Origin of the sequence: Streptomyces gobitricini (assembly GCF_039532985.1) — a bacterium.
Taxonomy (GTDB): Bacteria; Actinomycetota; Actinomycetes; order Streptomycetales; family Streptomycetaceae; genus Streptomyces; species Streptomyces gobitricini.
Window position 1 is genome coordinate 63,712 of the sequence record NZ_BAAASR010000015.1, and the last position, 21,770, is coordinate 85,481.

Here is a 21,770-nt window from a genome sequence, read left to right on the forward strand (position 1 = left end):
GGGCGCGGTCGCGGCGGTCGCGGCGGTGGGCGCCGTTGCCACGGGTGGGCTCGGCCCACTCCTGACGCGGGTGCTCCATGCGGAACTACCGCACCCGTCCCGGGGCGTGGCAGGTGGACAACGTCCTGATGCTCTTCTCCCACCTGCTGTGGCGCACCACCACACTGCCCGTCACGGCCGGCCGCCTCGCGCTGATCGCCGCCATCGCCGCGGTCACGGTGACCGTGGAGCTGCGCCGTGGCCGACTGGGCCTCGCGAAGAACTGGCTGGTGGGGGCCGCCGTCGGCCTGCCGGTCGCCTTGGTGGCCGACGAACTGGCAGGCGACGGGCCGCTGTTCCCCTTGCCCCTGTGGGTCACGCTCCTGCTGATACTGCCCGGAGCGGCGTGCGCCGTCGTCGACGCGCGGGCCCGGAAGCGAGCCGACCGGGGCGCCGCCATCAGGTGAGGTCGAACTCGCCTTCCCTGGCGTTGAGCACGAAGGCACGCCACTCGGCTGGGGTGAAGATCAACGACGGGTTCTCCGGACGGCCGCCGTTGCGCATCGCGATGAACCCCTCGACGAAGGCGATCTGGACGTCACCCGCTCCCTGGCTCCCCGACCGCCAGTCGGCGTCGCTGAGGTCGAGATCCGGCTTCTCCCAGCCTGCGAACTGATGCTGGGTGGTGATGGTCTCCGCCACGTACCTGCTCCTCCCGGTTCGTCGTCCGCGCTCAGACTAGCCATCGGGGCCGGTCGCGGACAGGGCGCGGCACACGGCCGGTCATGCGGGCGGTGCGCCGGCACGAGACGGTCACTCGGCCGGTGAGGGTCACCTCGTCGGCGGTCCGGCACCCGCCTAGCCGCGTGGGAGAAGAACGGTGCGTCGCCGCCACGGACGTGTTCCGGGCACGACGGGCCCCCGGGTACCTCGTGCCGGCCTGCCCGGCCGCGGGCCTGGACAGCCGCCTCGGCCGCTCGTCGGGATCCGCACCACGGACGACCGCTCGTCCCGGACGCCACCGAAGGAGAACGAGGGGGGATCATGCCGAAGGCGCCGAGCGGGACGGCGGACAAGGCGCCCCCGAGGGGTTCGCCGGCAGGTCACCGTCGCGTCGCGCGGTCCGGTAAGTGGGGCGGACTACCGAGGGGCCCGCTCCGTGGCACTTGAGGGCCCCGATGCCGTTCCTGACCTGGGCCGCTACCGCGGAACACCGGGGAGAGGTAATACTCGCTCCATGACTTCGCGTATGACAGGGCATGGCATCGCCGGTCGACCGGACGGCCAGCCGGTCCGGATCAGGCGGGCGACGGCCCGGGACGCGAAGCGGCTGACCTCGCTGGTACGGAACTCGCGGGCGTACGAAGGCCCGTACGCACCGATGGTGGCGGGGTACCGGGTCGGCCCCGACTACATCGACGCGCATGAGGTCCATCTAGCCGTCGGCGCGGACGAACGGGTGCTGGGTTTCTACGCGCTCGTCCTGACCCCGCCGGAGCTGGACCTCATGTTCGTCGCCGACGCCGCCCAGGGGCTCGGTGTGGGCCGCCGGCTCGTAGGGCACATGGCGGAGCGGGCACGGGCGGCCGGGGTGAGCTCGGTCCGGGTCGTCTCCCACCCGCCCGCCGAGGGTTTCTACCGCAGTGTGGGCGCGCGGCGGATCGGCACGGTGTACGCCAACCCGCCGGCCGTGATGTGGGACCGCCCAGAACTCGTCATCGCGGTCAGCCCATAGGCGTCCCGGCCCCGGGCGCCGCTCCGGAGTCGCCGGTGCCGCGCGGGGCCGGCAGGGCCGGGTGGCGGTGGCCGCAGGGGTGGGCGGAAGGCTCAGGTCGGGCAGCCGGGCAGCCGGGCAGGTGGACGGGCGGTTCGCCCGCGACCCCGGACACGGTAGGCGGGCTCGGCCCCGTCGTACGAGCCGAAGGCGGACACGGCCGAGCTCCTCACAGCCGCCCCCGAGATCCGCAACGCGAAAATGTCCGCACGGCCCTTGCGGTCGCGGCGCCGGCTTGGATTACTGATCCCGACGATCGACCGAATGATCGGTCGTCCCTTTCGATGGGACACACGGGAGAAGGAGTGTGCGGCGGATGACGGATTCTCTCGACGCCGGGGAGGGCATGGACCATACCCGGCTGGCGGCGCTCCAGTTGGAGAGGCTGCGGGCCACCCTGCGCCACGCGTACGAGAACGTGGGCTTCTACCGGCAGGCCTTCGACAAGGCCGGGTTGCGCCCCGAGGACTGCCGTACGCTCGCCGATCTGGCCCGCTTCCCGTACACCGTCAAGGCGGACCTGCGCGACAACTACCCCTTCGGGATGTTCGCGGTCGACCGGTCGCGGGTACGGCGGGTGCACGCGTCCAGTGGCACGACCGGTCTGCCCACCGTCGTCGGGTACACCGACCACGATCTGGAAACCTGGGCGGACGTGGTCGCGAGGTCGATCCGCGCGGCCGGGGGCCGGCCCGGGCACACGGTGCACATCGCGTACGGGTACGGACTGTTCACCGGCGGCCTCGGAGCACACTACGGCGCCGAGCGGCTCGGTTGCACCGTCGTGCCGGCCTCCGGGGGGATGACGGCACGGCAGGTGCGACTGATCCAGGACTTCCGGCCCGAGATCATCATGGTGACGCCGTCGTACATGTTGACGTTGCTCGACGAGTTCGAGCGGCAGGGCGTCGATCCGCGTTCCACCTCCCTGAAGGTCGGCATCTTCGGTGCGGAGCCGTGGACGGAGGAGATGCGGCGGGAGATGGAGGAGCGGTTCGCCATCGACGCAGTCGACATCTACGGCCTGTCGGAGGTGATGGGCCCGGGCGTCGCCCAGGAGTGCGTCGAGACGAAGGACGGGCTCCACATCTGGGAGGACCACTTCTACCCGGAGGTCGTGGACCCGCTCACGGGTGAGGTGCTGCCCGACGGCGAGCAGGGCGAGCTGGTGTTCACCTCGCTCACCAAGGAGGCCATGCCGGTCGTCCGGTACCGGACACGTGACCTCACACGACTGCTGCCGGGAACGGCGAGGCCGGCGTTCCGGCGGATGGAGAAGGTCACGGGGCGCAGCGACGACATGGTGATCCTGCGCGGCGTCAACCTCTTCCCCACCCAGATCGAGGAGATCGTGCTCCGTACGCCGGGACTCGCCCCGCACTTCCAGCTCAGGCTCACCAGGGACGGGCGCCTGGACGCGCTCACCGTGCGCGCCGAGGCCCGGGCGGACGCCACCTCTGACGAGCGCGCGGAGGCGGCGCGGATGGTCGCCGCGGCCGTCAAGGACGGCATCGGGGTGTCCGTCGGGGTGGAGGTGGTCGACCCGGAGACGCTGGAGCGGTCGGTGGGGAAGATCAAGCGGATAGTGGACCTTCGGGACTCCGCGTGAGTCGCCCGGGCGGGCTCGGCGCTCCGGCCCTCGTACCCGTCAGCCGGCGTGCGCGGTCCGGGTGTTGCGGAAGGTACGCCGGTAGGCGTCCGGCGGCACGCCCACGCTGCGGTGGAAGTGCCGGCGAAGCGTGGTGGCGGTGCCCATGCCGGTGGCCGCGGCGATCGCGTCGACGGTGTCGTCGGTGGTCTCGAGGAGTTCCTGGGCGCGGTGGACGCGCTGGGTGAGCAGCCAGCGCAGCGGGGTCGTACCGGTGGTGGCGGTGAAGTGGCGGGCCAGGCTGCGGGAGCTCATGTTCGCCCGGCGGGCCAGCTGCTCCACGGTGAGGGGCTGGTCGAGGCGCTGCATCACCCAGGACAGCAGGTCGGCGAGCGGGTGGTCGCGTGGTTCGGGCAGCGGGGTGGTGACGAACTGGGCCTGTCCGCCCGCCCGGTGGGGCGGGACGACCAGGCGGCGGGCGACCTGGTTGGCGACGGCCGAGCCGTGGTCGAGGCGGACCAGGTGCAGGCACAGGTCCATGGCGGCGGCCTTGCCGGCGGAGGTGAGCACCCGGTCGTCGTCGACGTAGAGGACGTCCGGGTCGACCCGGACGCGGGGGTACCTGGTGGCCAGCGCGTCGGCGTGCAGCCAGTGGGTGGTGGCTCGGCGGCCGTCCAGCAGGCCGGCGGCGGCCAGTACGAACGCGCCGGTGCACAGCGACGCCACTCGGGCGCCCGCCTCGTGTGCGGCTCGTACGGCGTCGACCAGGTCGGCGGGCGGGGCCGCGTCGGGGTCGGGGCACGCCGGGACGATCACCGTATGGGCCTGTACGAGGCGGTCGAGGCCGTGGTCGGGTTCCAAAAGGAACCGTCCTCCGACCGGGACGGTGGCCGGGCCGCAGACGCTGAAGTCGTACCAGGGATCGGCGAGGTCGCAGCGGTCGACGCCGAAGACGTCGCAGGCGGCGGCGAGCTCGAAGTGCGGAACGCCGGCCGTGACGGCCAGCGCGACGGTTCTCATGTCGGAAAGTGTACGGGTGGTGGCGTTGCCGCCACTGTCGGCGGGCGGCCGGCGCGAATCAGGATGGCGGCAGTGGATCACTTACGAGACAGGGGAACACCATGGGATCGGCCCAGGCGGTCGCGGTCTTCGGTGCCTACGGGCACACCGGGCGCTTCGTGGTGGCGGAGCTGCTCGAGCGGGGGCTGACCCCCGTCCTCTGCGGGCGGGACGCCGGCAGGCTCCGTGCGCTCGCGGAGTCGCTCCGGGGCGTGGAGGCGCGGGTGGCGTCGGTGGACGACGCGGGATCGCTCGACGCCGCGCTGTCCGGCGCGGCAGCCGTGATCAACTGCGCCGGGCCGTTCGCCATGACGGCCGCGCCGGTGGTCGAGGCGGCCCTGCGGGCACGGATCACCTATGTCGACGTCGCGGCGGAGGTGGAGGCGGTGGCCGACACGTTGGCGCGGTTCGACGCACCGGCCCGTGCGGCAGGTGTCCTGGTCGCACCCGCGATGGCGTTCTACGGTGGACTGGGCGATCTGCTGACCACCGCGGCGATGGGCCCGTGGAAGCGCGCCGACGAGGTGTTCCTCGCCTACGCGCTCAGCAGCTGGCATCCCACGGCCGGGACCCTGAAGTCGGGGGAGGTCTCCCGGCGACGGCGTGACAACCGGCGTCCGGTCTTCAGGGGCGGGCGTCTGGAGCTGCGTACCGACCAGGCGCCCACCGGCCGCTGGTCCTTCCCGGCACCGGTCGGCGAGCGGTCCGTGCTGGAGGAGTTCACCACCGCCGACAGCGTGACCGTGCCGCGTCACCTTCACGCCCCGGAGATCCGCACGTGCATGACGGTGGAAGCCGTCAAGGACCTGCTGGCCCCGGACGCCGCGCCGCCGGTGCCGGTCGACGAACTGGGGCGCTCCGACCAGAGGTTCCTCGTCGACGTCGTCGTGCGCCGAGGCACCGATCGGCGCCGTGCCGTGGCCCGCGGCCGGGACATCTACGCGATCAGCGCGCCGCTCGCCGTGGGCGCGGTCGCTCAGGTGCTGGCGGGCCGGGTCACGCGGACGGGGGCGGCGACAGCGGGGGAACTGCTCGACGCGTCCGGCTTCCTGCGCTCGCTCTCGCCGCGCCTGTCGTTCGAGCTGGTCGAGCCGGCGTCCGGCGAGGAGCCGCCGGCAGGGGCGGCGGTGCGGCCCGCGGCCGGCTGAGGCACTACGGGGCGCTGCGCGCCCTGGCCGCGACGGCGGCGGCTCAGCTCCCGGCCTCCTGGAGGGGCGCCCGGAGCCAGGGCGCCGGGGCGGTGCCGTCCGTCCAGTCGTCGAGGTCCTGCCGGTCGACGCAGAGGATGCCGCACTGGACGGCGTACTCCGCGGCCGGCTCGGTGAACTCGCTGGTGGTCACGACGGCGGCGACGTGGGCCTCGTGCACGGCGAAGCAGGTGCCGCCGAAACGCTGGACGTCCTGGGAGCCGACCTTGTTGTCGGGTCCGTACGCCTTGCACTGGATGACGACGCGCCGCCCGTCGGGCGCGGTGGCCACCACGTCCGCGCCCAGGTCCCCCGCGCCGCCCACGACCTCGACGTCCAGGCAGCCGTCCCGTACGCACAGGTCCGCGACGGCCTGTTCGAAGGCGTCCGCGTCCAGGGCCGCGTAGTCCACCTGTACCGCCGGCCGTGCGGGCGGCGCGGCGGCGACGCGGCGCAGGCGGGCGGCGCGGACCAGGGCGGAGGCGACGACCAGGGTCCCCGCGACGGCCAGTACGGCGGCGGGCACGTCGGCGGAGTCACCGACGGCCGCCCGCGCCATCGCCCCCGCCCCGCACAGGAAGATGGCGACCAGACCGAAGCCCAGCGTGGTCTCACGCAGGCTGAAACCCGCGCGGCGGGCGGGGCGGTCGGTGCGTGGCCTGCGGACGGGTATCGCCATCAGCGGGCTCCCTTCTCGTCTCTCGTACGCGGACGATCTTGTTCTGCCCGTATGCCCCGTCCGGGCGTTCCCGCACCCCGGTCCAGGTCGGGGCGGGTGTGCGGCCGATGCGTGAGGGTTCGGATCGGGGGCAGACGACGGTCATTCCGTATGAGAGGCAGGATGATGGTGCGCAGTGTGGGTGTCGAGGAGGAGCTCCTTCTGGTGGACAGCCGGACCGGGGAGCCGAGGGCCTTGTCGACGGCCGTCCTGGCGGCCGCGGCCCGGGACCCGGAGGGCAACGACGAGGTGTTCGAGAGCGAACTGCAGCGCCAGCAGCTGGAGTTCGCGACGCGCCCGCAGACCGACATGGGTGACCTGGGAGATGAGATCCGGCGGTGGCGGGCGGAGGCCGCGCGCCATGCCGAGGGACTGAACGCGTCCGTCGCCGCTCTCGCGACCTCACCGCTCCCGGTCTCCCCCACCATCGGCACGGGCGAGCGCCACCAGTGGCTGAAGGAGCACTTCGGTCTCACCGCGCAGGAGCAGCTGACGTGCGGCTGTCACGTGCATGTGTCGGTGGAGTCGGACGAGGAAGGTGTGGCGGTCCTGGACCGTATCCGGCCGTGGTTGCCGGTGCTGCTGGCCATGAGTACGAACTCACCGTTCTGGCAGGGTGAGGAGAGCGGGTACGCCAGCTACCGCAACCGGGTGTGGGGGCGCTGGCCGTCGGCCGGCCCGGTGGAGATCTTCGGCTCCGCCGACCGCTACCACGAGCAGGTCGCCGACATGGTGGCCAGCGGGGTGCTGCGGGACGAGGGCATGATCTACTTCGACGCCCGGCTGTCCCACTCCTACCCGACCGTGGAGATCCGGGTGGCGGACGTCTGTCTCGACCCGTCGACCACGGTGCTGCTGGCGACGCTGGTGCGCGCCCTGGTGGAGACGGCCGCGCGGCAGTGGCGGGACGGTGAGCCGCCGACGCGGCACGGCGTGGCGCTGCTGCGGCTGGCCGCCTGGCGGGCGGCGCGGTCGGGGCTGGAGGACCAGCTGGTCCATCCGGTGACGATGCGGCCCGCGCCGGCCGAGGCGGTGGTGCGGGCGCTGTTCGACCACGTCCGGGACGCGCTGGAGGACAGCGGTGACGTGGTCCCCGCGCAGGAGGCGCTCGCCGGGCTGCTGAAGACCGGAAACGGCTCGCGGATCCAGCGGGAGCTGCTGCGGCGGACCGGTAGCCTGCGCGAGGTGGTCGCCGAGTGCGTGAGGCTCACCCGGGGCTGACGGGTCGGCCGGGCGAGGCGGGGCGGACTCGCTGACGACGTGGGCGGACGGACACAGCGCCGGCCGAGGGCGCGGGCGGGCGTGTGGGCGACGCGGGCGGACGCGCGCGACGCTGGCGGGCGGGGCGGCGCGGGTGGGGTGGCGACAGGGCGGGCGCCCGGGCGGGCGCGTGGGCCAAGAGGCGTCCGTCTTCGTCCCGTTGGGAGGCACGTTCCTCTTCCTCACCCGGCCCGCCTGACCCTCCTGTCCCGCCTGTCCTGCCCGTCCCGCCCGAGAAGACATCTGGTGCCGGCCGCCGTCGCGCTCGCGACCGCGGTCGGCACCGCCGCTTCCGCCCCACCGCAGACGCGCGCCCCGGTCCTTCCGGCGGCGGCCCGTCCGCCGTGATCCGGTCCACCGGGTACGGCGTCCCTCACATCGTGGCCAAGGACCACGCGGACCTCGGCTTCGGTACCGGGTCGGCGCAGGCCGCCGGCTAGGTGCGCCCGCCCGCCGACGGCTCGTCACCGTAAGCAGGTCCGCACATGCCGGGGCCTGGCCGAGGGCGGTGACGGCACCGACGACCGCCTTGGCCCGGCCGGTGCCGTACTTCGTCGCGGGCGGCCGGTTCTTGACGTCGCCGACGGCCGGTAAGAAAGTTTCACCTGGTGTGTGTGGTGCCGAAGGATTTTTTCGGGACGGTGCAGCCGGCTTCGAAGCTTCCGGTGCGAGGAGCTTCCGATGGAGTGGTCGAGGGAGCGCTGCGGGGAGGGGAGCGTGGTGGGACTGACGGAGGGGATGAACCGTCGCCGGTTCGGCGGCGGGGTGCTGGCCCTGGGAGGTGCGCTGGTGATCGGTTCTGTGCCAGGGGCCGCGGCGGCTGCCGTCGGCACCACGGCGGGCGGGGGGCGGCCGACCCTGCGGTTGGGCTCCGCCGAGCGGGCCGGACTGCTGTCCGAGCACCTGGACCGGCTGGTGGCCGACGCCGAACGGTTCCTGGGCCCCTCCCCCGAGCACCCGTGGTACGCCGGGGCGGTACTGCTGGCGGGGCGGGGGGCGACGGTGGCGCTGCACCGGGCGATCGGCCACGCCGTGCGCTACGCGGCGTACGACGAGCGGACCGACACGGGCGTGGAGCTGCCGCCGGAGCGGCGGATCGCGATGGCCGACGACACGGTGTTCGACCTGGCGTCGGTCTCGAAGCTGTTCACCTCGATCCTGGCCGTGCAGCAGATCGAGCGTGGGGCCGTGGAACTGGAGGAGAGGGTCACGGCGTACCTGCCGGAGTTCGGCGGCGGCGGCAAGCAGGGCATCACAGTCCGCCAGTTGCTCACGCACACCTCCGGTCTGCGTGCGTGGATCCCGCTGTACGAGGAGCCGACACGGGAGGGGAAGCTGCGACTGCTGTGGCGGGAGGCACCGGCTCACCCGCCCGGCACCCGCTATCTCTACTCCGACCTCAACCTGATCACGTTGCAGTTGATCCTGGAAGAGATCACCGGTCGCTCCCTGGACGCCCTGCTCCGGAACGAGATCACCGCTCCGCTGGGGATGCACCGCACACGTTTCAACCCTCCCGCCTCCTGGAGACCGAAGATCGCCGCCACCGAGGACGCCCGGCCCCCGTGGTCGGGCCTCGACCGCGGCCTGGTGTGGGGCGAGGTCCACGACGAGAACGCGTACGCCTTCGGTGGCGTCGCCGGCCATGCCGGGGTCTTCTCCTGCGCCTGGGACCTCGCCGTCCTCGCCCGCACGCTGCTGAACGGTGGCGTCTACGGGCACGCCCGGATCCTGGAACCGAAGTCGGTGCGCCTGCTGTTCACCGACTTCAACACCGCCTTCCCCGGTGACGAGCACGGTCTGGGCTTCGAGCTGTACCAGCACTGGTACATGGGCGCCATGGCCACCCCGCACACCGCGGGGCACACCGGCTTCACCGGTACCAGCCTGGTGATCGATCCCACCACCGACTCCTTCCTGGTGGTCCTCGGCAACTCGGTCCATCCGGTCCGGAGCTGGCGCTCCGGCTCCGCACCGCGGGTGGCCGCCGCCAACAACCTGGCCCGTGCCGTTCCCGTACGCCCGGCGCGGGGCCGCACCGCCTGGTACGCGGGCATGGCGTCGAGTACGGCCGCCACGCTCACCCTGCCGGACCTGACACCCACCTCGCCGCGCCCGCGGCTGCGCTGCTCGGTGTGGTGGGACACGGAGCCGGGGTCGGACGGCCTGTTCCTGGAGGCGTCCGGTGACGCGGGCGTGACGTGGCGGCCGCTGCCGTTCGTGACCGCGCGTCACGGGGAAGCGCCCAGGCCGCACCCGGCCGGGACGGTCAGCGGGTGGTCGGGCCGGTCGTGGCACCGGCTGGAGGCCGACCTGTCCGCGTGGCGGCACACCCCTGTCCGGCTGCGCTGGCGGTATGTGACGGACCGGCTGTACGTCGGCCGTGGCGTGTACGTGGACGACATCCGGGTGCAGGACGGCGCCAGGACCCTGTTCGACGAGGCCCGGCCGGCGGACGGGTCACTCGTCGAGGCGCGCGGGTGGGCCGCCTCGGCGGACTGACGGGCCGGCCTGCCCGAGGATGCGGGTGTCACACGGGCGGGCGAAACCGACTCGGCGAGAGGACGACCCTATGTCCGTGATGGACAAGCTCAAGCAGATGCTCAAGGGCCACGAGGACAAGGCCGGCGAAGGGATCGACAGGGGCGGTGACCTCGTCGACAGGAAGACCCGGGGCAAGTACAGCGGTCAGGTCGAACCGCGCAGGACAAGCTGAGGGACCGTTTCGGCAGCGACCCCGACCAGGATCCGCCGACCCGGACCTGAGCCGCGCCCGCATCCCGTCCGTCCCCGGTGGTCGTGTCCCCACGACCACCGGGGACGCGCCGTGTCCGGGCGCGGGGCGGCGGCATGGCCGTGCGGAGCGGGCCGGGGACGAGGCCGCCGCGCCACCTCGGGCGGTCGCGCCACCACGGTTCCGCCACCTCGGGCGCTCGCACCTCCACGGTTCCGCCACCTCGCACAGCCGCGCCGTCTCGGGCGGCGGTCCCGCCACCTCGATGTCCGCGACGCGCCGTGGGGAAGGCTCGCCACCACCCGCCCGCGCGCCTCGACGTGCGGTGGAGCGGCAGCTGATGAACAGTCGTGTCGAGTCCCCAACTCGAAGGAGAAACTCATGCTTCGGCGCATCTCGCTCGTTCTGGCCGGTCTGCTCGCGGTCGGCTTCATGGCCGCGGCCCCCGCCGCCGCCCACGGCTCGGACGTTGAAGGCTGCTGGGGGTCCGGCGGTCACGTCAAGGCCGGCGACGTCAAGGTCAAGCACTTCGACGCCACCTGCTGGGACGTCGGCTGATCACGAACGACACACGGATGGGCGCCCTTGTGGCGCCCATCCGTGTGTCCGGGCCCGGGCCCGGGTCCGGGCCCGGCTCCGCGTCCGCGTCCGGGCTTCAGCGGCCCAGCACCGCCATGGCCGCGTTGTGGCCGGGGATGCCGCTGACGCCGCCGCCCCGCACCGCGCCCGCCCCGCAGAGCAGCACGTTGGCGTGGGCCGTCTCCACGCCCCACCGGCCGGTGTCGTCGGTGGCGTACGGCCAGGCGAGGTCGCCGTGGAAGATGTGACCGCCCGGCAGCCGGAGGTCCCGCTCCAGGTCGAGCGGGGTCCTGGCCTCGATGCAGGGCCGGCCGTCCGCGTCGGTGGCGAGGCAGTCGGCGAGCGGTTCCTCCAGGTGGGCGTCGAGTTCGGCGACGGTGGCCTCCAGGAGCGCGGCGCGGGCGGCTTCGTTGTCGGCGGCGAAGAGCCGGGCCGGGGCGTGCAGACCGAAGAGCGTCAGCGTCTGGTGACCACGGGCCACCAGGTCGGGGCCGAGGATCGACGGATCGCTCAGCGAGTGGCAGTAGATCTCGGAGGGCGGCGCGCTCGGTGGCCGGCCCGCCGCCGCCTCGCGGTAGGCGTGCGCCAACTGCGCGTACCCCTCGGCGACGTGGAACGTTCCGGCGAACGCGTCGCGCGGGTCGACGGAGCGGTCCCGCAGCCGGGGCAGCCGCTTCAGCAGCATGTTGACCTTCAGCTGGGAACCCTCGGCGGCCGGTGGGGCCGGTTCCCCCAGAAGGGCGGCCAGGACGTGCGGCGAGGCGCCGACGAGGACGTGCCGGGCCGCGACCGCGCCCTCCCCGTCCTCGGTGCGGAAGGCGACCTCGGCGTCCCGGCCGTCCGTCCGGATCCGTACCGCTTCATGGCCGGTGCGCAGGTCGGCGCCGGCTGAGCGCGCCGCGTGCGCCAGGGCGCCGGTGAGGGCGCCCATGCCGCCGACCGGCACGTTCCACTCCCCCGTCCCGCCACCGATCACGTGGTACAGGAAACAGCGGTTCTGTACCAGGGAAGGATCATGGGCGTCGGCGAACGTACCGATCAGCGCGTCGGTGAGCACCACGCCGCGGAGCAGGTCGTCGTCGAAGTGCTCCTCGATCGCGACGCCGACGGGTTCCTCGAAGAGCATCCGCCAGGCGTCGTCGTCCGCGACGCGGGCCCGCAGGTCCTCACGGGTGGGCAGCGGTGCGGTGAGGGTGGGGAACACGCGCTCGGCGACGCGCCCGGTCATGGCGTAGAACCGCTGCCAGGCCGTGTACTCGGCGTCCGAGCCCGTGAGCGCGGCGAACGACTCCCGGGTGCCCTCACCGCCCACCAGCAGGCCGGCGGCCCGGCCCCGGCGCTCGGCCGGGGTGTACGAGGAGACGGTGCGCCGGGCGACGGCGAACCGCAGGCCCAGGTCGCGCACGATCGTGGGCGGCAGCAGGGACACCAGGTAGGAGTAACGGGACAGCCGGGCGTCCACCCCGGGGAAGGGCCGGGTCGAGACGGCGGCCCCACCGGTGCCGGGCAGGCGTTCGAGCACGAGGACGGAGCGCCCGGCCCGGGCGAGGTAGGCGGCGGCCACCAGTCCGTTGTGGCCGCCGCCGACGATGACGGCGTCGTACGAGCGCTGTACGGTCATGGCCCTTCGTAACACGCGTCCGCGCCGGTCCTCCAGTGCCCGCCGCCCCGGCCGCGCAGTTCGGCCACCCTCCGGTACAGCTCGACGGCCTCGGTGCGCCGTCCCAGCCGCCGCAGGCAGTGCGCCTCTTCGTCGCGGCTGGCCAGGGCGTCCGGGTGGGCGGCGCCGAGCACCCGGTCCCGGGCCTCGGCGACCCGCTGGTGGGTGAGGAGCGCCTCCGCCCAGAGCCCGAGCCGGCCGAGGCTGGTCCCCACCCCGTGGCGGGCGGCGAGGGTGTCGGGGTGGTCCGGGCCCAGGGCGCGGGCGCGGACCGAGGCGACCTCCCGGTAGGTGCGCAGCGCCTCGGTCCAGCGCCCCAGCCGCCCGAGCGTGTACGCCACCTCGTACCGCGTGAGCAGGGTGTCGGGATGCTCGGGCCCCAGCAGGCGGGCGCGGGCGGCGGCCACCTCGTACGCCGTCCGGTACGCCTCCTCCGGGCGCCCGAGCCTGCCGAGGTTGAACGCCAGGTGGTGACGGCAGCGCAGCGTGTCGGGGTGGTCGGCGCCCATGGTGCGGGTGCGGGCGTCGAGGACCGAGGTGTACACCTGGTGCGCCTCGGCATGGCGCCCGAGCCGGCCCAGGGCGTACGCCATCTCCTGACGGGCCGTGAGGGTGTCGGGGTGGTCGGGTCCGAGCACCCGGTCCCGGCCCTCGGCGACGCGGCCGAACTCGCGCAGCGCGTCGGCGTCCCGGCCGGTCCTGCTGAGCGCGAACCCGGCCTCGTACCGGCTGGTGAGGGTGTCGGGGTGGTCGGGGCCCAGGGCGTGCTCCCGCTCGGCGGCGACCGCTCGGTGCACCTCCCCCGCCTTCTCCCAGCGGCCGAGGCGGCCGAGGCTGAGCCCCGCGCTGTGCCGGCCCGCCAGGTGGTCGAGCGTCCGGGGCGGCACGCGGTCCCCGACGCGCCCGGGAGCCGGGCGGACGGTGCCGCGCGGGTCGGTGGAGGTGGTCCACCTCCCGGTGAGGCCGGCCGACGGGTCGGGCGGCGGGGCGGCGTGGAGCAGGGTGGTGCCGACCGCCTTGTGCCCGGTGCTCATGCCCCGGGTCCAGGACGGCAGGTGGGGGGCGCGCGGGTGGGTGGGGGCGGGCGGGAAGGGGGCGTGGAGCACCGCGGTCCGGGCCGGGTGGGCGGCGGTGATGCGGCGGCGGAGGTCGGCGGCGTCGGTGGGGCGGCCGTCGGGTGTCTTGGCGAGCAGGTCGAGGACGGCCCGCTCGAAGAACTCGGGGAGTTCCGCCCGGTGGTTGCGCAGGGGTTCGGGCGGGGTGTCGCGGTGGCCCACGAGTACCGCCCAGGCGTCGTCCAGGTCGAAGGGCGGGACGCCGGTGGCGATCTCATACAGGACGCAGCCCAGGGAGTACAGGTCGCTGCGGTGGTCGACGTGGTCGCCGCTGATCTGCTCGGGCGACATGTAGTGCGGGGTGCCCATGGCGATGCCGGTGCCGGTGAGACGGGCGGTGAAGCCGACGTCCGCGCCGATCCGGGCGATCCCGAAGTCGCAGATCTTCACCGTGCCGTCGTCCAGCCGCATGATGTTGGCGGGCTTGAGGTCCCGGTGGACGATGCCCTGGCGGTGGGTGTGGGCGAGCGCGTCGGCCACCTGTTCGGCGATGTCGACGACGACGTGGACGGGCAGCGGATGCTGCTCGTTGTCCTCCAGGAGCTGGCTGAGGTTGCGGCCCTCGAGGAGTTCCATGACCAGGTAGAGCAGGCCGTCGGACTCCCCGAAGTCATGGACGACGGTGACGCCGCGGTGCTGGAGCGCGGCCGCGACGCGCGCCTCGCGGCGGAACCGCTCGCGCAGCGCGGTGACCAGGTCCCGGTCCTGCTGCGGTCCCAGCGGCTTGAGGCACTTGACCGCCACCCGGCGGCCGAGTGCCTCGTCGGTGGCGCGCCACACTTCGCCCATTCCGCCGCGTCCGATCACCTTCTCCAGCCGGTACCGCCCCTGGAGCAGCCTGGTCTCCCCCATCGCGTGCCATCGCCCCCGTCGAGTCCCCGTCGATCCGCCCGTCGCCCCCTGTTACGCCCTCCCCGGCCCGTCCAGTATGGCGGCCCGCTCGCGGAGTCCGCACGGGGCCGGACGGGTGTCGGGCCCACTCCGGCCACGACCTGGAGGAGGTGCTGCGACGTGAGTTGCCGGGAGATGCGGGAGGGGAAACAGCGCAGCGGGTGCGTGAACGTGCGGCGGCTCGGCGCGGCCGGCACGGCGGGGACCGGTGGCCGGCGTGGGAAGGCGTCCACGGTGCGGGCGGCGGCGGTGGCGGCGAGGTCGGTGCGTACGCCCTCGCCGTACGCCTCCGGTCCAGTGACCGGGGCCGGCCCGCGGGCCGGGTCCAGGCCGACGGGCCGGGCGGCGCTGACGGGGTGTTCCTCGACGGAGCGGTCGGCCTGGGCGTCGCCGAGGGGTGTTCCGGGGCGGCGCACCGGGGATTGGCGGCCACGCACCGCATGTCGTGCCGGGCGCGGCGAGGGTGACACGGCGCTGTGCGGAACGGGCACAAAAAGGTGGGGCGGTCCGCCGCGTGCCGTCCGTGTCCGCCGGGACGTGGCTCGCCACCGCACCGTGCGACGCGTGCGCGGTGCGGTGGCGGGCCGGATGGAAGGGGGGTCAGTCGGTGGAGAGGGCTTCCAGAAGGTCACCGACCTGGGGGTCGGGCAGCGCGCGGGCGACGTCGGCCTGGGCGACCATGCCGACCAGGCGGTGGTCGTCGATCACCGGCAGTCTGCGCACCTTGTGCTCGGACATCTTGCGGAGCACCATCTGCGCGTCGTCGTCGGCGTCCACGTACACGACTGTGCCCTGGGCGAGTTCGCCGGCCGTCGTTCTCGCCGGGTCCTTCCCGGCGCCGAGCGCCTTCACCACGATGTCGCGGTCGGTCAGCATGCCCTTGAGCTTGTCGTCGGAGCCGCAGATCGGCATCGCGCCGACCCCGAGCTGCTTCATCATCTCGGCCGCCTGAAGGACGGTGTCACCCTCACCGACGCAGTCGACGCCCTTGGTCATCAGCTGACGTACGGTTGTCATGCCTCACGCTCCCTTCAGAGTGCGATCACCAGTGCCATCGCGGCGAACAGCGCCGCCACGAGCACCACGACCAGCAGGATCAGCGCCAGCGGTGCCTTCGCCCAGCCGGTCGTCGGGTTGTGCGTCTCCTGCGGCCCCGCCCCCGGCATGCTCGACTCCGCGGGCGGCGTCTCACCCGGCGGGACGCCGCCACCGGCGTCGAGGCCCGGGGTGCGGTCCGGATCGGGGTCCGGATTCGGGGTGGGGTTCGGGTGGGTCATGCCGTACGAGTGCGCAGGCCGGGGGCTTTCAATCCTCCTCCCGGGTCCGGCGGCGGTGGCTGGTGTCGCACCACGGGTAGCGGCGGCTGCGGCGGCAGGTGCACACCGCGACCATGAAGCGGTCGGAGTGCGCCGTCGTACCGTCCGGCAGCCGTATCTCGACGGGCCCCTCCATCAGGAGGGGCCCCTCCGGGTCGATCACCACCCGTTCGGCGGTGCGCTCGGTGGTGGATTCAGTCTCGTCGCGCACGGATCACCACCAGGTCTTCCTTCCGCTCCTCCGGGTCGATGAGCCCGCGCTGCTCCAGCCACTCGGCGTGCTGGGCCATCACCGGCCCGAAGGGGATGGTGGTGCGCAGTTCGACGCGCGCCGTGAGGCCCCCGTCGCGCAGCCTGTCGAGTGTCTCGTCCACGCCGGCCAGCGCGGACTGCACCAGCAGCAGGACCCCGGACTCCCGCAGCAGGTCGGGTGCCCGCGCACAGAGCCGGTCGATGACCTGGCGGCCGTCCGTCCCCGCGTTCCAGGTGCGGTCCGCCCCGCGCGCCGGGCGCGGGGACAGTACGTACGGCGGGTTCGACAGGATCAGGTCGAAGCGGCGGCCGGTGACGGGGCCGGTCAGGTCGCCGTGCCGGACGACGACCGGCAGCCCGTGCCGCCAGGCGTTGTAACGCGCGGCGAGTACGGCCCGCCAGGAGATGTCGACGGCGGTCACCCGTGCCGCTCCGCACTCGGCGGCGAGCAGCGCCAGGGCGCCGGTGCCGGTTCCGACGTCGAGCACCTCGACACGGGGCTGTGCCCGCAGGGTCCGCAGCTCACTGCGGGCGGCCTGGGCGAGCAATTCCGTGTCCTCCTGGGGCGCGTACACACCGCGCGGTCTGAGTAGACGCATGCACAGCGGGTACCTCGATCTTCCCCGGGGAAACGCTGGTGACCAGTGTGTAAGGAGTGCGTGATGAGTTTTGAGTCCGGTTCCGGTTCGCTGTGGATGGAGTACGCGCCCGGGCCAGTCCGTCCGGCCCTGGACGGCCCCGTCGAGACGGAGGTGGCCGTGGTGGGCGGCGGGATCGCCGGGCTCTGTACGGCGTGGGAGCTGGCCCGTGCCGGGCACCAGGTGGTGCTGCTCGAGGCGGACCGCGTCGCGTCGGGCGTGACCGGCCACACCACGGCGAAGCTGTCGGCCCTGCACGGCATGGTGTACGCGGACATCGCCAAGATCCACGGTCGGCGGGCCGCCCGGCTGTACGCCCATTCGCAGCAGATCGCCATCGACCGGGTGGCGGAGGTGAGCGAGGAGCTGGGCATCGACTGCGACCTGGAACGGCTCCCCGCGTACACGTACACCATCGATCCGGCCAAGGCCGACCAGCTGCGCGCGGAGGCGGAAGCGGCACGGGAGGCGGGTTTGGACGCCTCCTACGAGACCGACGCGCCCCTGCCGTTCCCGGTGGTCGGCGCCGTCAGGGTGGAGGACCAGGCGCAGTTCCACCCGCGCAAGTACCTGCTGGGCCTCGCGGCCGACCTGGAGGTGCTGGGTGGGCGGATCTTCGAGCGGACGCGGGTGACGCGGCTGCACGAGGGTTCGCCGTGCGAGCTGACCACGAGTGCCGGGCACACGGTCAAGGCGCGCGAGGTCGTCGTCGCCACCCACTACCCGGTCTTCGACCGCGCGCTGCTGTTCTCCCGGCTGGAGCCCAAGCGCGAACTGGTGGTGGCCGGACCGCTCCTGGACGGGCAGGACCCGGGCGGGATGTTCCTGACCTGGGACGAGAACACGCGCTCGGTGCGGACGGCACCGCTGGGCCAGGACGGGCGGCGGATGCTGATCGTCACGGGCGAGAAGTTCACTCCCGGCACCGCCGACGAGGGCGAGGTCGCCGAGCGCTACGAGAAGCTCTCCTCCTGGGCGCGCGCACACTTCGACGGCGTGGAGCTGACGCACCGCTGGGCGACGCAGGACAACGTGACGACGGACCACGTGCCGTACGTGGGGCGGCTCCACGCCGGGTCCCGGCACGTGTACGTGGCCACCGGTTTCGCCGGGTGGGGCATGAGCAACGGCGTGATGGCCGGCGACCTGATCGCGTCCCGCATCCGCGGCCGCGAGCCCGCCTGGACCAGCCTGTACGACCCGGTGCGGCTCCACCCGGTGCGCGAGGCGCCCGCCATGCTGCGGCTCCAGGCGCAGGTGGCCAAGCACTTCATCGGCGACCGGGTGCCGGGCGCGCACGCCGACTCGACGGACGAGATCCCGCCCGGCGGCGGCGCTGTCGTACGGGTCGGGGGGCGGCGGCTGGCGGTGCACCGGGACGAGACCGGCGGGCTGCACGCGGTGTCGGCGCGCTGCACCCACCTGGGGTGCATCGTCCACTTCAACGACGGGGAGCGCTCGTGGGAGTGCCCGTGCCACGGTTCGCGGTTCGACGTGGACGGCAAGGTGGTGCAGGGCCCGGCGGTGCGGCCGCTGGAGCAGATGGACATCGAGGAGGACGAGTGACGGCGACGGCTCCCCCGACCAGGGCTCCCCGGCAGGGCGCCCCCCTGCCGGAGGAGCGGGGCCCCCTGTCTGCCGCTGTCCGGCGGGTGCTGCTGGGTGGCGCGGCGCCCGAGGTGACCGTGGCCGGCGCCGACCCGCTGGGCGAGGACCTCCAGCTGGCGCTGTACCTGTCCTACGAGCCCCATTACCGCGCCCTGGAAGGGGTCGCCGACGAGCGGGAGTGGGACCCGGCGCTGCTCGCGCTGCGCCGCCCCATGGAGGAGGCGTTCCTCGGGGCCCTGCGCGAGGCGGTGCCGGGCGACGACGACGTCACGGCGGCGCTGGAGCCGCTGCTGGTCGAGCCGGTGGACGGGCACGGGGTGTCGCACCGGCTGGTGGAGGACGGCACCTGGGAGCTGATGCGGGAGTACCTGGCGCACCGCTCGCTGTACCAGCTCAAGGAGTCCGACCCGCAGGCCTGGCTGATCCCCCGGCTGGAGGGGCAGGCGAAGGCCTCACTGGTGGCGGTGGCGTACGACGAGTTCGGCGCGGGACGCGGGGAACGGGTGCACGCCCGGCTGTTCGCGGACCTCATGGAGGGGGCCGGGCTGGACGCCTCGTACGGCCGTTACCTGGACCTGGCCCCGGCGACCACGCTCGCGACGGTGAACGTGATGTCGCTGTTCGGGCTCCACCGGTCGCTGCGGGGCGCGGGGGCGGGGAACTTCGCGGTCATCGAGATCACGTCGCCGCCGGGTGCGAGGCGGATGGCCAAGGCGCTGGAGCGGCTGGGCGCCGAGGAGCGGTGCGTCCGGTTCTTCACGGAGCACATCGAGGCGGACGCCGTCCACGAACAGGTGATGCGGCGCGACGTCCTGGGCGACCTGCTGGACCGCGAGCCGGAGCTGGCGGCGGACGTGGCGTTCGGCATCCGCGCGACGGTGTGGCTGGACGAGCGCTGGGAGGGCCGGGTGCTCTCGGCCTGGGACCACGGCCGGTCCTCCCTGCGGCGCCCGCTGGCGGCGGCCGGGTCGCCCCCGTCGCCGAAGCCCTCACCGGCCACGTAGCGGCGCCGGCCGGTGTCGCGGCCCGGGCTCCCGGCACGGCGGTCCGCGCCGCGGGCTCGGTCGCGGCGCGTCCGCCGCCGGGGCCGTGTGGCTCCGGCGGCGCCCGGTGGCCGGCGTCCGCCCACGGTCGCGGCGGGGAGCCCCGGCGCGCCCGGCGCCCCCGGGGCCGCCGGCGGGACGCCGAGGAGGCGCGGCTCGCCGCGCAGGCCGCCGGGGCGGCTTCATGACCCGGGGGCAGGTCCCCCGGACCCGTCGGCACGACCGGGCGGGGCCGGGGAGACGACCGGCGCGGCTCAAGGGGGCGCGCGGCTCAGGGGACCGCGCTCTCGGGCGCGGGTCGGCGGGTCCGGCGGGTCCGGACACGGCACTGCCGGGCCCCGTGCGGCGTCGGCGAGCAGCGGCGCGGGCGTGTGCATACGGACCGAGCGGTTCCACCCCGAGGGGCGAGCCCGGCCGAGCGCGGGGACGACGGGACGCGGCGGCTTCGGCGGCCCGGCCGTCGCGCACCGGGCCGGGGCGGACGCCGGGCGCGGGCACCGGCCGGGCGACCCGGACCGCTCGCCTGCTGGGCCGGCCGTCGGCTGCTGGGCGCCGGCACGTCGGCCGGGCGTGCGTCGGCCGGTGCGGGGCGCACCGGCCGGGGCGCAGGGCGGTGGGCCGCCCGCGCGGGTTTCCGGGCCACGCGGCGCCGGAGGGGCGGTCGCGTGGCCCGTGGGGTCGCCGGGTCAGGGAAGGAGTTCGTCGAGGGCGGCCTTGCCCTTCTCGGCCAGCCTGCGCTCGGCCCAGGCCAGGTTCTTCGGGTTGACGTCACGTCCTGAAGCGAGCACCAGGTCTTCCGCGTTGAATTCGCCTTCGGCGCCGCTGTGCAGAAGCCTGTCGGGCGTGACGCCCTCTCGCTTGGAGGTCGAATCGGGCTCAGCGTTCATGCCGCCTCCTTGCTCGTCCTGCAGACATTGTCGTCGCCGGGTACCCGGATCGCATCCTCTACACCGATCGGGTGGCGGCCGGATCGGCGCGGGGTCGTACCGGTGCCCCCGTCCGACCCGCGAGGACGCCCCGGCGGAGGCCCGTCCCGCCGGGGCGCGGGGGCGCTCGGCGGAGCCGTGACGGCCGTCAGCGTACGAGGGCGGCGGCCTCACGCACGGTCAGGTCACGGCCCTCGGCGTGGGCGCGGGCGTACGTGTCGTGGTCGAGGACGGCGCGCAGCTCCGGCGCGGTCAGGAGGTGAAGCCGCCGCGTACCGTGGTCCGGTCGCCCTCGTCGTCGGTGGCGGTGACGGTGTAGTGGTCACCTTGGGCGGTGCGGGCGCCTTCGGCGTGGTTGTACTGCCCCGCGAAGACGTGTTGGCCCGCCGGGACGCTGCGGCCGGGCTTGAGCCTCCAGGTGTAGTGGAGGGCGCCGTCCTCGTCCTCACGTACGGAGACGGCGAAGTCCTCGGCCGGCGGAGTGCGCCAGTGACCGGTGCTCGCGACACCGCCGGTCTGGGCGACCCGCAGGTCGACGGTGAGGGCGGTGAGCGGCCGGGGGGCCGTCAGCGTGATGTTGCTCTGGGCCCAGAAGCGGTTGCTGTGCGGGTCGACGGCCCCGCCGGCGCGGAGGGGGGCGGCGGTCGGTGCTGCGACGCCATGGTCCGGCCGGTCGGTTCCCAGCACGGCGGTGGCGGTGTAGCCCCCGGCGGCCAGCACCGCGGCCACGGCGGCGGTGGCGCCCGCGACCCGGATCCAGGACGTGCGCTGTGCCGGAGTGTGCGGGCGTCCGCCCGCGGCCGGCGCGGCCATACCGCGCTCGACGCGCGCGAGGATACGGGCGCGGTCGGGCTGGTGCGTGTGCGCCGCTTCCCGCAGCCGCTGCTTCAGCTGGTCCATGTCTTCCCCACGAGGTGCGTCGCCGCCCGGTTGCCGAGCAGCCGCTCGAGCTGGGCCATGGCCTTGGACGTCTGGCTCTTCACCGTACCGACCGAGATGCCCAGTGCGAGGGCCGTGTCCCGCTCGGAGAGGTCGAAGGCGTGACGCAGCACGACGCAGGCGCGCTTGCGGAACGGCAGGGTGCGCAGGGCGCCTTGGACGTCGACGACGGACGGTACGTCGGGGCCGTCGGTGTACGGGGAGTGCTGGGACCAGAAGAGGGCGATGCGGCGGCGTTCGCGTACGGCGCCGCGGATACGGCTGCGGGCGAGGTTGGCGACCACGCCGCGGGCGTAGGCGGCGGGGTGTTCGGCGGCGCGGACGCGGTCCCAGCGGTGCCAGAGGGCCAGCAGGGCGTCGGCGGCGATGTCGTCGGCCGCGTCCGCCTCACCGGTCAGCAGGTGGGCCAGGCGGGCCAGTTCGGCGTAGTGACGCTCGAAGAAGTCGTGGAACTCCGTGGCGGCGTCATCGGCGGATGTCCCCACGGCGTCCCCTCCCCGCGCG

The 21,770-nt window shown here is 74.1% G+C and carries 21 protein-coding genes and 2 pseudogenes; 11 read left to right on the plus strand and 12 right to left on the minus strand.

What is annotated here, in order from left to right:
- The first annotated feature begins 77 nt into the window (after positions 1 to 77).
- The gene (locus ABD347_RS12805) at positions 78 to 446 is read left to right on the plus strand and encodes a hypothetical protein (protein WP_344360321.1); all 369 of its coding nucleotides are present in this window, start codon (positions 78 to 80) and stop codon (positions 444 to 446) included.
- Here the strand turns inward: ABD347_RS12805 and ABD347_RS12810 are convergent.
- Positions 439 to 681, minus strand: a complete 243-nt coding sequence (locus tag ABD347_RS12810; protein WP_344360322.1) for a DUF397 domain-containing protein — start codon at positions 679 to 681, stop codon at positions 439 to 441. The genes ABD347_RS12805 and ABD347_RS12810 overlap by 8 nt on opposite strands.
- A 535-nt stretch (positions 682 to 1,216) precedes the next feature.
- On the opposite strand from ABD347_RS12810, the gene ABD347_RS12815 reads away from it, so the two are divergent.
- Positions 1,217 to 1,714, plus strand: a complete 498-nt coding sequence (locus ABD347_RS12815; RefSeq protein ID WP_344360324.1) for a GNAT family N-acetyltransferase — start codon at positions 1,217 to 1,219, stop codon at positions 1,712 to 1,714.
- Between the two features lie 355 nt (positions 1,715 to 2,069).
- Positions 2,070 to 3,362 (plus strand): phenylacetate--CoA ligase PaaK, encoded by a 1,293-nt coding sequence (gene paaK, locus ABD347_RS12820; protein ID WP_344360326.1) that lies wholly within the window; start codon positions 2,070 to 2,072, stop codon positions 3,360 to 3,362.
- A 39-nt stretch (positions 3,363 to 3,401) separates the two neighbouring features.
- Here the strand turns inward: paaK and ABD347_RS12825 are convergent, their stop codons facing one another.
- The gene (locus ABD347_RS12825) at positions 3,402 to 4,361 is read right to left on the minus strand and encodes a helix-turn-helix domain-containing protein (RefSeq protein WP_344360328.1); all 960 of its coding nucleotides are present in this window, start codon (positions 4,359 to 4,361) and stop codon (positions 3,402 to 3,404) included.
- A gap of 101 nt (positions 4,362 to 4,462) precedes the next feature.
- Between ABD347_RS12825 and ABD347_RS12830 the strand changes: the two genes are divergently transcribed.
- Complete coding sequence (locus ABD347_RS12830) at positions 4,463 to 5,548, plus strand: saccharopine dehydrogenase family protein (RefSeq protein WP_344360330.1); 1,086 nt, start codon at positions 4,463 to 4,465, stop codon at positions 5,546 to 5,548.
- Positions 5,549 to 5,591: 43 nt separating this feature from the next.
- Here ABD347_RS12830 and ABD347_RS12835 read toward each other — a convergent pair whose 3' ends face one another.
- Positions 5,592 to 6,266: a restriction endonuclease gene (locus ABD347_RS12835; RefSeq protein ID WP_344360332.1), complete on the minus strand. Its 675-nt coding sequence runs from the start codon at positions 6,264 to 6,266 to the stop codon at positions 5,592 to 5,594.
- Between the two features lie 150 nt (positions 6,267 to 6,416).
- On the opposite strand from ABD347_RS12835, the gene ABD347_RS12840 reads away from it, so the two are divergent.
- The 5 genes and pseudogenes from ABD347_RS12840 to ABD347_RS12860 all read left to right on the plus strand — a co-directional run bounded on the left by ABD347_RS12840 (position 6,417) and on the right by ABD347_RS12860 (position 10,857).
- Positions 6,417 to 7,526, plus strand: coding sequence for a glutamate--cysteine ligase 2 (locus tag ABD347_RS12840; protein WP_344360333.1), 1,110 nt, complete (start codon positions 6,417 to 6,419; stop codon positions 7,524 to 7,526).
- A 252-nt stretch (positions 7,527 to 7,778) separates the two neighbouring features.
- Positions 7,779 to 7,999: pseudogene (locus tag ABD347_RS12845) on the plus strand (penicillin acylase family protein); the annotation flags it as partial.
- A gap of 247 nt (positions 8,000 to 8,246) precedes the next feature.
- Positions 8,247 to 10,067 (plus strand): serine hydrolase domain-containing protein, encoded by a 1,821-nt coding sequence (locus ABD347_RS12850; protein ID WP_344360335.1) that lies wholly within the window; start codon positions 8,247 to 8,249, stop codon positions 10,065 to 10,067.
- Positions 10,068 to 10,137: 70 nt separating this feature from the next.
- Positions 10,138 to 10,331: pseudogene (locus ABD347_RS12855) on the plus strand (antitoxin).
- A gap of 349 nt (positions 10,332 to 10,680) precedes the next feature.
- Positions 10,681 to 10,857, plus strand: coding sequence for a hypothetical protein (locus ABD347_RS12860; protein WP_159028900.1), 177 nt, complete (start codon positions 10,681 to 10,683; stop codon positions 10,855 to 10,857).
- 97 nt (positions 10,858 to 10,954) lie between these two features.
- On the opposite strand, the gene ABD347_RS12865 is transcribed toward ABD347_RS12860, so the two are convergent.
- The 6 genes from ABD347_RS12865 to ABD347_RS12890 form a co-directional block, all read right to left on the minus strand.
- On the minus strand, positions 10,955 to 12,499 hold the full coding sequence (locus tag ABD347_RS12865; RefSeq protein ID WP_344360337.1) for a phytoene desaturase family protein: 1,545 nt from the start codon (positions 12,497 to 12,499) through the stop codon (positions 10,955 to 10,957).
- The gene (locus ABD347_RS12870; protein WP_344360338.1) at positions 12,496 to 14,505 is read right to left on the minus strand and encodes a serine/threonine-protein kinase; all 2,010 of its coding nucleotides are present in this window, start codon (positions 14,503 to 14,505) and stop codon (positions 12,496 to 12,498) included. Before ABD347_RS12870 ends, ABD347_RS12865 begins: the two co-directional genes overlap by 4 nt.
- Before the next feature lie 639 nt (positions 14,506 to 15,144).
- On the minus strand, positions 15,145 to 15,561 hold the full coding sequence (locus tag ABD347_RS12875; protein WP_344360340.1) for a CBS domain-containing protein: 417 nt from the start codon (positions 15,559 to 15,561) through the stop codon (positions 15,145 to 15,147).
- Positions 15,562 to 15,575: 14 nt separating this feature from the next.
- Positions 15,576 to 15,821: a DUF6480 family protein gene (locus ABD347_RS12880; protein WP_344360341.1), complete on the minus strand. Its 246-nt coding sequence runs from the start codon at positions 15,819 to 15,821 to the stop codon at positions 15,576 to 15,578.
- 28 nt (positions 15,822 to 15,849) lie between these two features.
- The gene (locus ABD347_RS12885; protein WP_344360343.1) at positions 15,850 to 16,071 is read right to left on the minus strand and encodes a CDGSH iron-sulfur domain-containing protein; all 222 of its coding nucleotides are present in this window, start codon (positions 16,069 to 16,071) and stop codon (positions 15,850 to 15,852) included.
- Positions 16,055 to 16,711 (minus strand): HemK2/MTQ2 family protein methyltransferase, encoded by a 657-nt coding sequence (locus ABD347_RS12890; protein ID WP_344360345.1) that lies wholly within the window; start codon positions 16,709 to 16,711, stop codon positions 16,055 to 16,057. Before ABD347_RS12890 ends, ABD347_RS12885 begins: the two co-directional genes overlap by 17 nt.
- Before the next feature lie 63 nt (positions 16,712 to 16,774).
- Here ABD347_RS12890 and ABD347_RS12895 point away from each other — a divergent pair, with 63 nt between their 5' ends.
- Complete coding sequence (locus tag ABD347_RS12895) at positions 16,775 to 18,316, plus strand: FAD-dependent oxidoreductase (RefSeq protein ID WP_344360347.1); 1,542 nt, start codon at positions 16,775 to 16,777, stop codon at positions 18,314 to 18,316.
- On the plus strand, positions 18,313 to 19,362 hold the full coding sequence (locus ABD347_RS12900) for an iron-containing redox enzyme family protein (RefSeq protein WP_344360348.1): 1,050 nt from the start codon (positions 18,313 to 18,315) through the stop codon (positions 19,360 to 19,362). Before ABD347_RS12895 ends, ABD347_RS12900 begins: the two co-directional genes overlap by 4 nt.
- 725 nt (positions 19,363 to 20,087) lie before the next feature.
- Here the strand turns inward: ABD347_RS12900 and ABD347_RS12905 are convergent.
- The 3 genes from ABD347_RS12905 to ABD347_RS12915 form a co-directional block, all read right to left on the minus strand.
- Positions 20,088 to 20,288, minus strand: a complete 201-nt coding sequence (locus ABD347_RS12905; RefSeq protein ID WP_189551108.1) for a hypothetical protein — start codon at positions 20,286 to 20,288, stop codon at positions 20,088 to 20,090.
- A 291-nt stretch (positions 20,289 to 20,579) separates the two neighbouring features.
- The gene (locus tag ABD347_RS12910) at positions 20,580 to 21,227 is read right to left on the minus strand and encodes a hypothetical protein (protein ID WP_344360351.1); all 648 of its coding nucleotides are present in this window, start codon (positions 21,225 to 21,227) and stop codon (positions 20,580 to 20,582) included.
- On the minus strand, positions 21,215 to 21,751 hold the full coding sequence (locus ABD347_RS12915; protein WP_344360840.1) for a SigE family RNA polymerase sigma factor: 537 nt from the start codon (positions 21,749 to 21,751) through the stop codon (positions 21,215 to 21,217). The genes ABD347_RS12910 and ABD347_RS12915 overlap by 13 nt, the downstream gene beginning before the upstream one ends.
- Between the last annotated feature and the right edge of the window lie 19 nt (positions 21,752 to 21,770).

What these genes read in the sequence shown, in the direction of transcription:
- ABD347_RS12805 (WP_344360321.1), top strand. Translation starts at nt 78, where the DNA reads ATGCGGAACTACCGCACCCGTCCCGGGGCGTGGCAGGTGGACAACGTC.
- ABD347_RS12815 (WP_344360324.1), top strand. Translation starts at nt 1,217, where the DNA reads ATGACTTCGCGTATGACAGGGCATGGCATCGCCGGTCGACCGGACGGC.
- paaK (WP_344360326.1), top strand. Translation starts at nt 2,070, where the DNA reads ATGACGGATTCTCTCGACGCCGGGGAGGGCATGGACCATACCCGGCTG.
- ABD347_RS12825 (WP_344360328.1), bottom strand. Translation starts at nt 4,361, where the DNA reads ATGAGAACCGTCGCGCTGGCCGTCACGGCCGGCGTTCCGCACTTCGAG.
- ABD347_RS12830 (WP_344360330.1), top strand. Translation starts at nt 4,463, where the DNA reads ATGGGATCGGCCCAGGCGGTCGCGGTCTTCGGTGCCTACGGGCACACC.
- ABD347_RS12835 (WP_344360332.1), bottom strand. Translation starts at nt 6,266, where the DNA reads ATGGCGATACCCGTCCGCAGGCCACGCACCGACCGCCCCGCCCGCCGC.
- ABD347_RS12840 (WP_344360333.1), top strand. Translation starts at nt 6,417, where the DNA reads ATGAGAGGCAGGATGATGGTGCGCAGTGTGGGTGTCGAGGAGGAGCTC.
- ABD347_RS12850 (WP_344360335.1), top strand. Translation starts at nt 8,247, where the DNA reads ATGGAGTGGTCGAGGGAGCGCTGCGGGGAGGGGAGCGTGGTGGGACTG.
- ABD347_RS12860 (WP_159028900.1), top strand. Translation starts at nt 10,681, where the DNA reads ATGCTTCGGCGCATCTCGCTCGTTCTGGCCGGTCTGCTCGCGGTCGGC.
- ABD347_RS12865 (WP_344360337.1), bottom strand. Translation starts at nt 12,499, where the DNA reads ATGACCGTACAGCGCTCGTACGACGCCGTCATCGTCGGCGGCGGCCAC.
- ABD347_RS12870 (WP_344360338.1), bottom strand. Translation starts at nt 14,505, where the DNA reads ATGGGGGAGACCAGGCTGCTCCAGGGGCGGTACCGGCTGGAGAAGGTG.
- ABD347_RS12875 (WP_344360340.1), bottom strand. Translation starts at nt 15,561, where the DNA reads ATGACAACCGTACGTCAGCTGATGACCAAGGGCGTCGACTGCGTCGGT.
- ABD347_RS12880 (WP_344360341.1), bottom strand. Translation starts at nt 15,821, where the DNA reads ATGACCCACCCGAACCCCACCCCGAATCCGGACCCCGATCCGGACCGC.
- ABD347_RS12890 (WP_344360345.1), bottom strand. Translation starts at nt 16,711, where the DNA reads ATGCGTCTACTCAGACCGCGCGGTGTGTACGCGCCCCAGGAGGACACG.
- ABD347_RS12895 (WP_344360347.1), top strand. Translation starts at nt 16,775, where the DNA reads ATGAGTTTTGAGTCCGGTTCCGGTTCGCTGTGGATGGAGTACGCGCCC.
- ABD347_RS12905 (WP_189551108.1), bottom strand. Translation starts at nt 20,288, where the DNA reads ATGAACGCTGAGCCCGATTCGACCTCCAAGCGAGAGGGCGTCACGCCC.
- ABD347_RS12910 (WP_344360351.1), bottom strand. Translation starts at nt 21,227, where the DNA reads ATGGACCAGCTGAAGCAGCGGCTGCGGGAAGCGGCGCACACGCACCAG.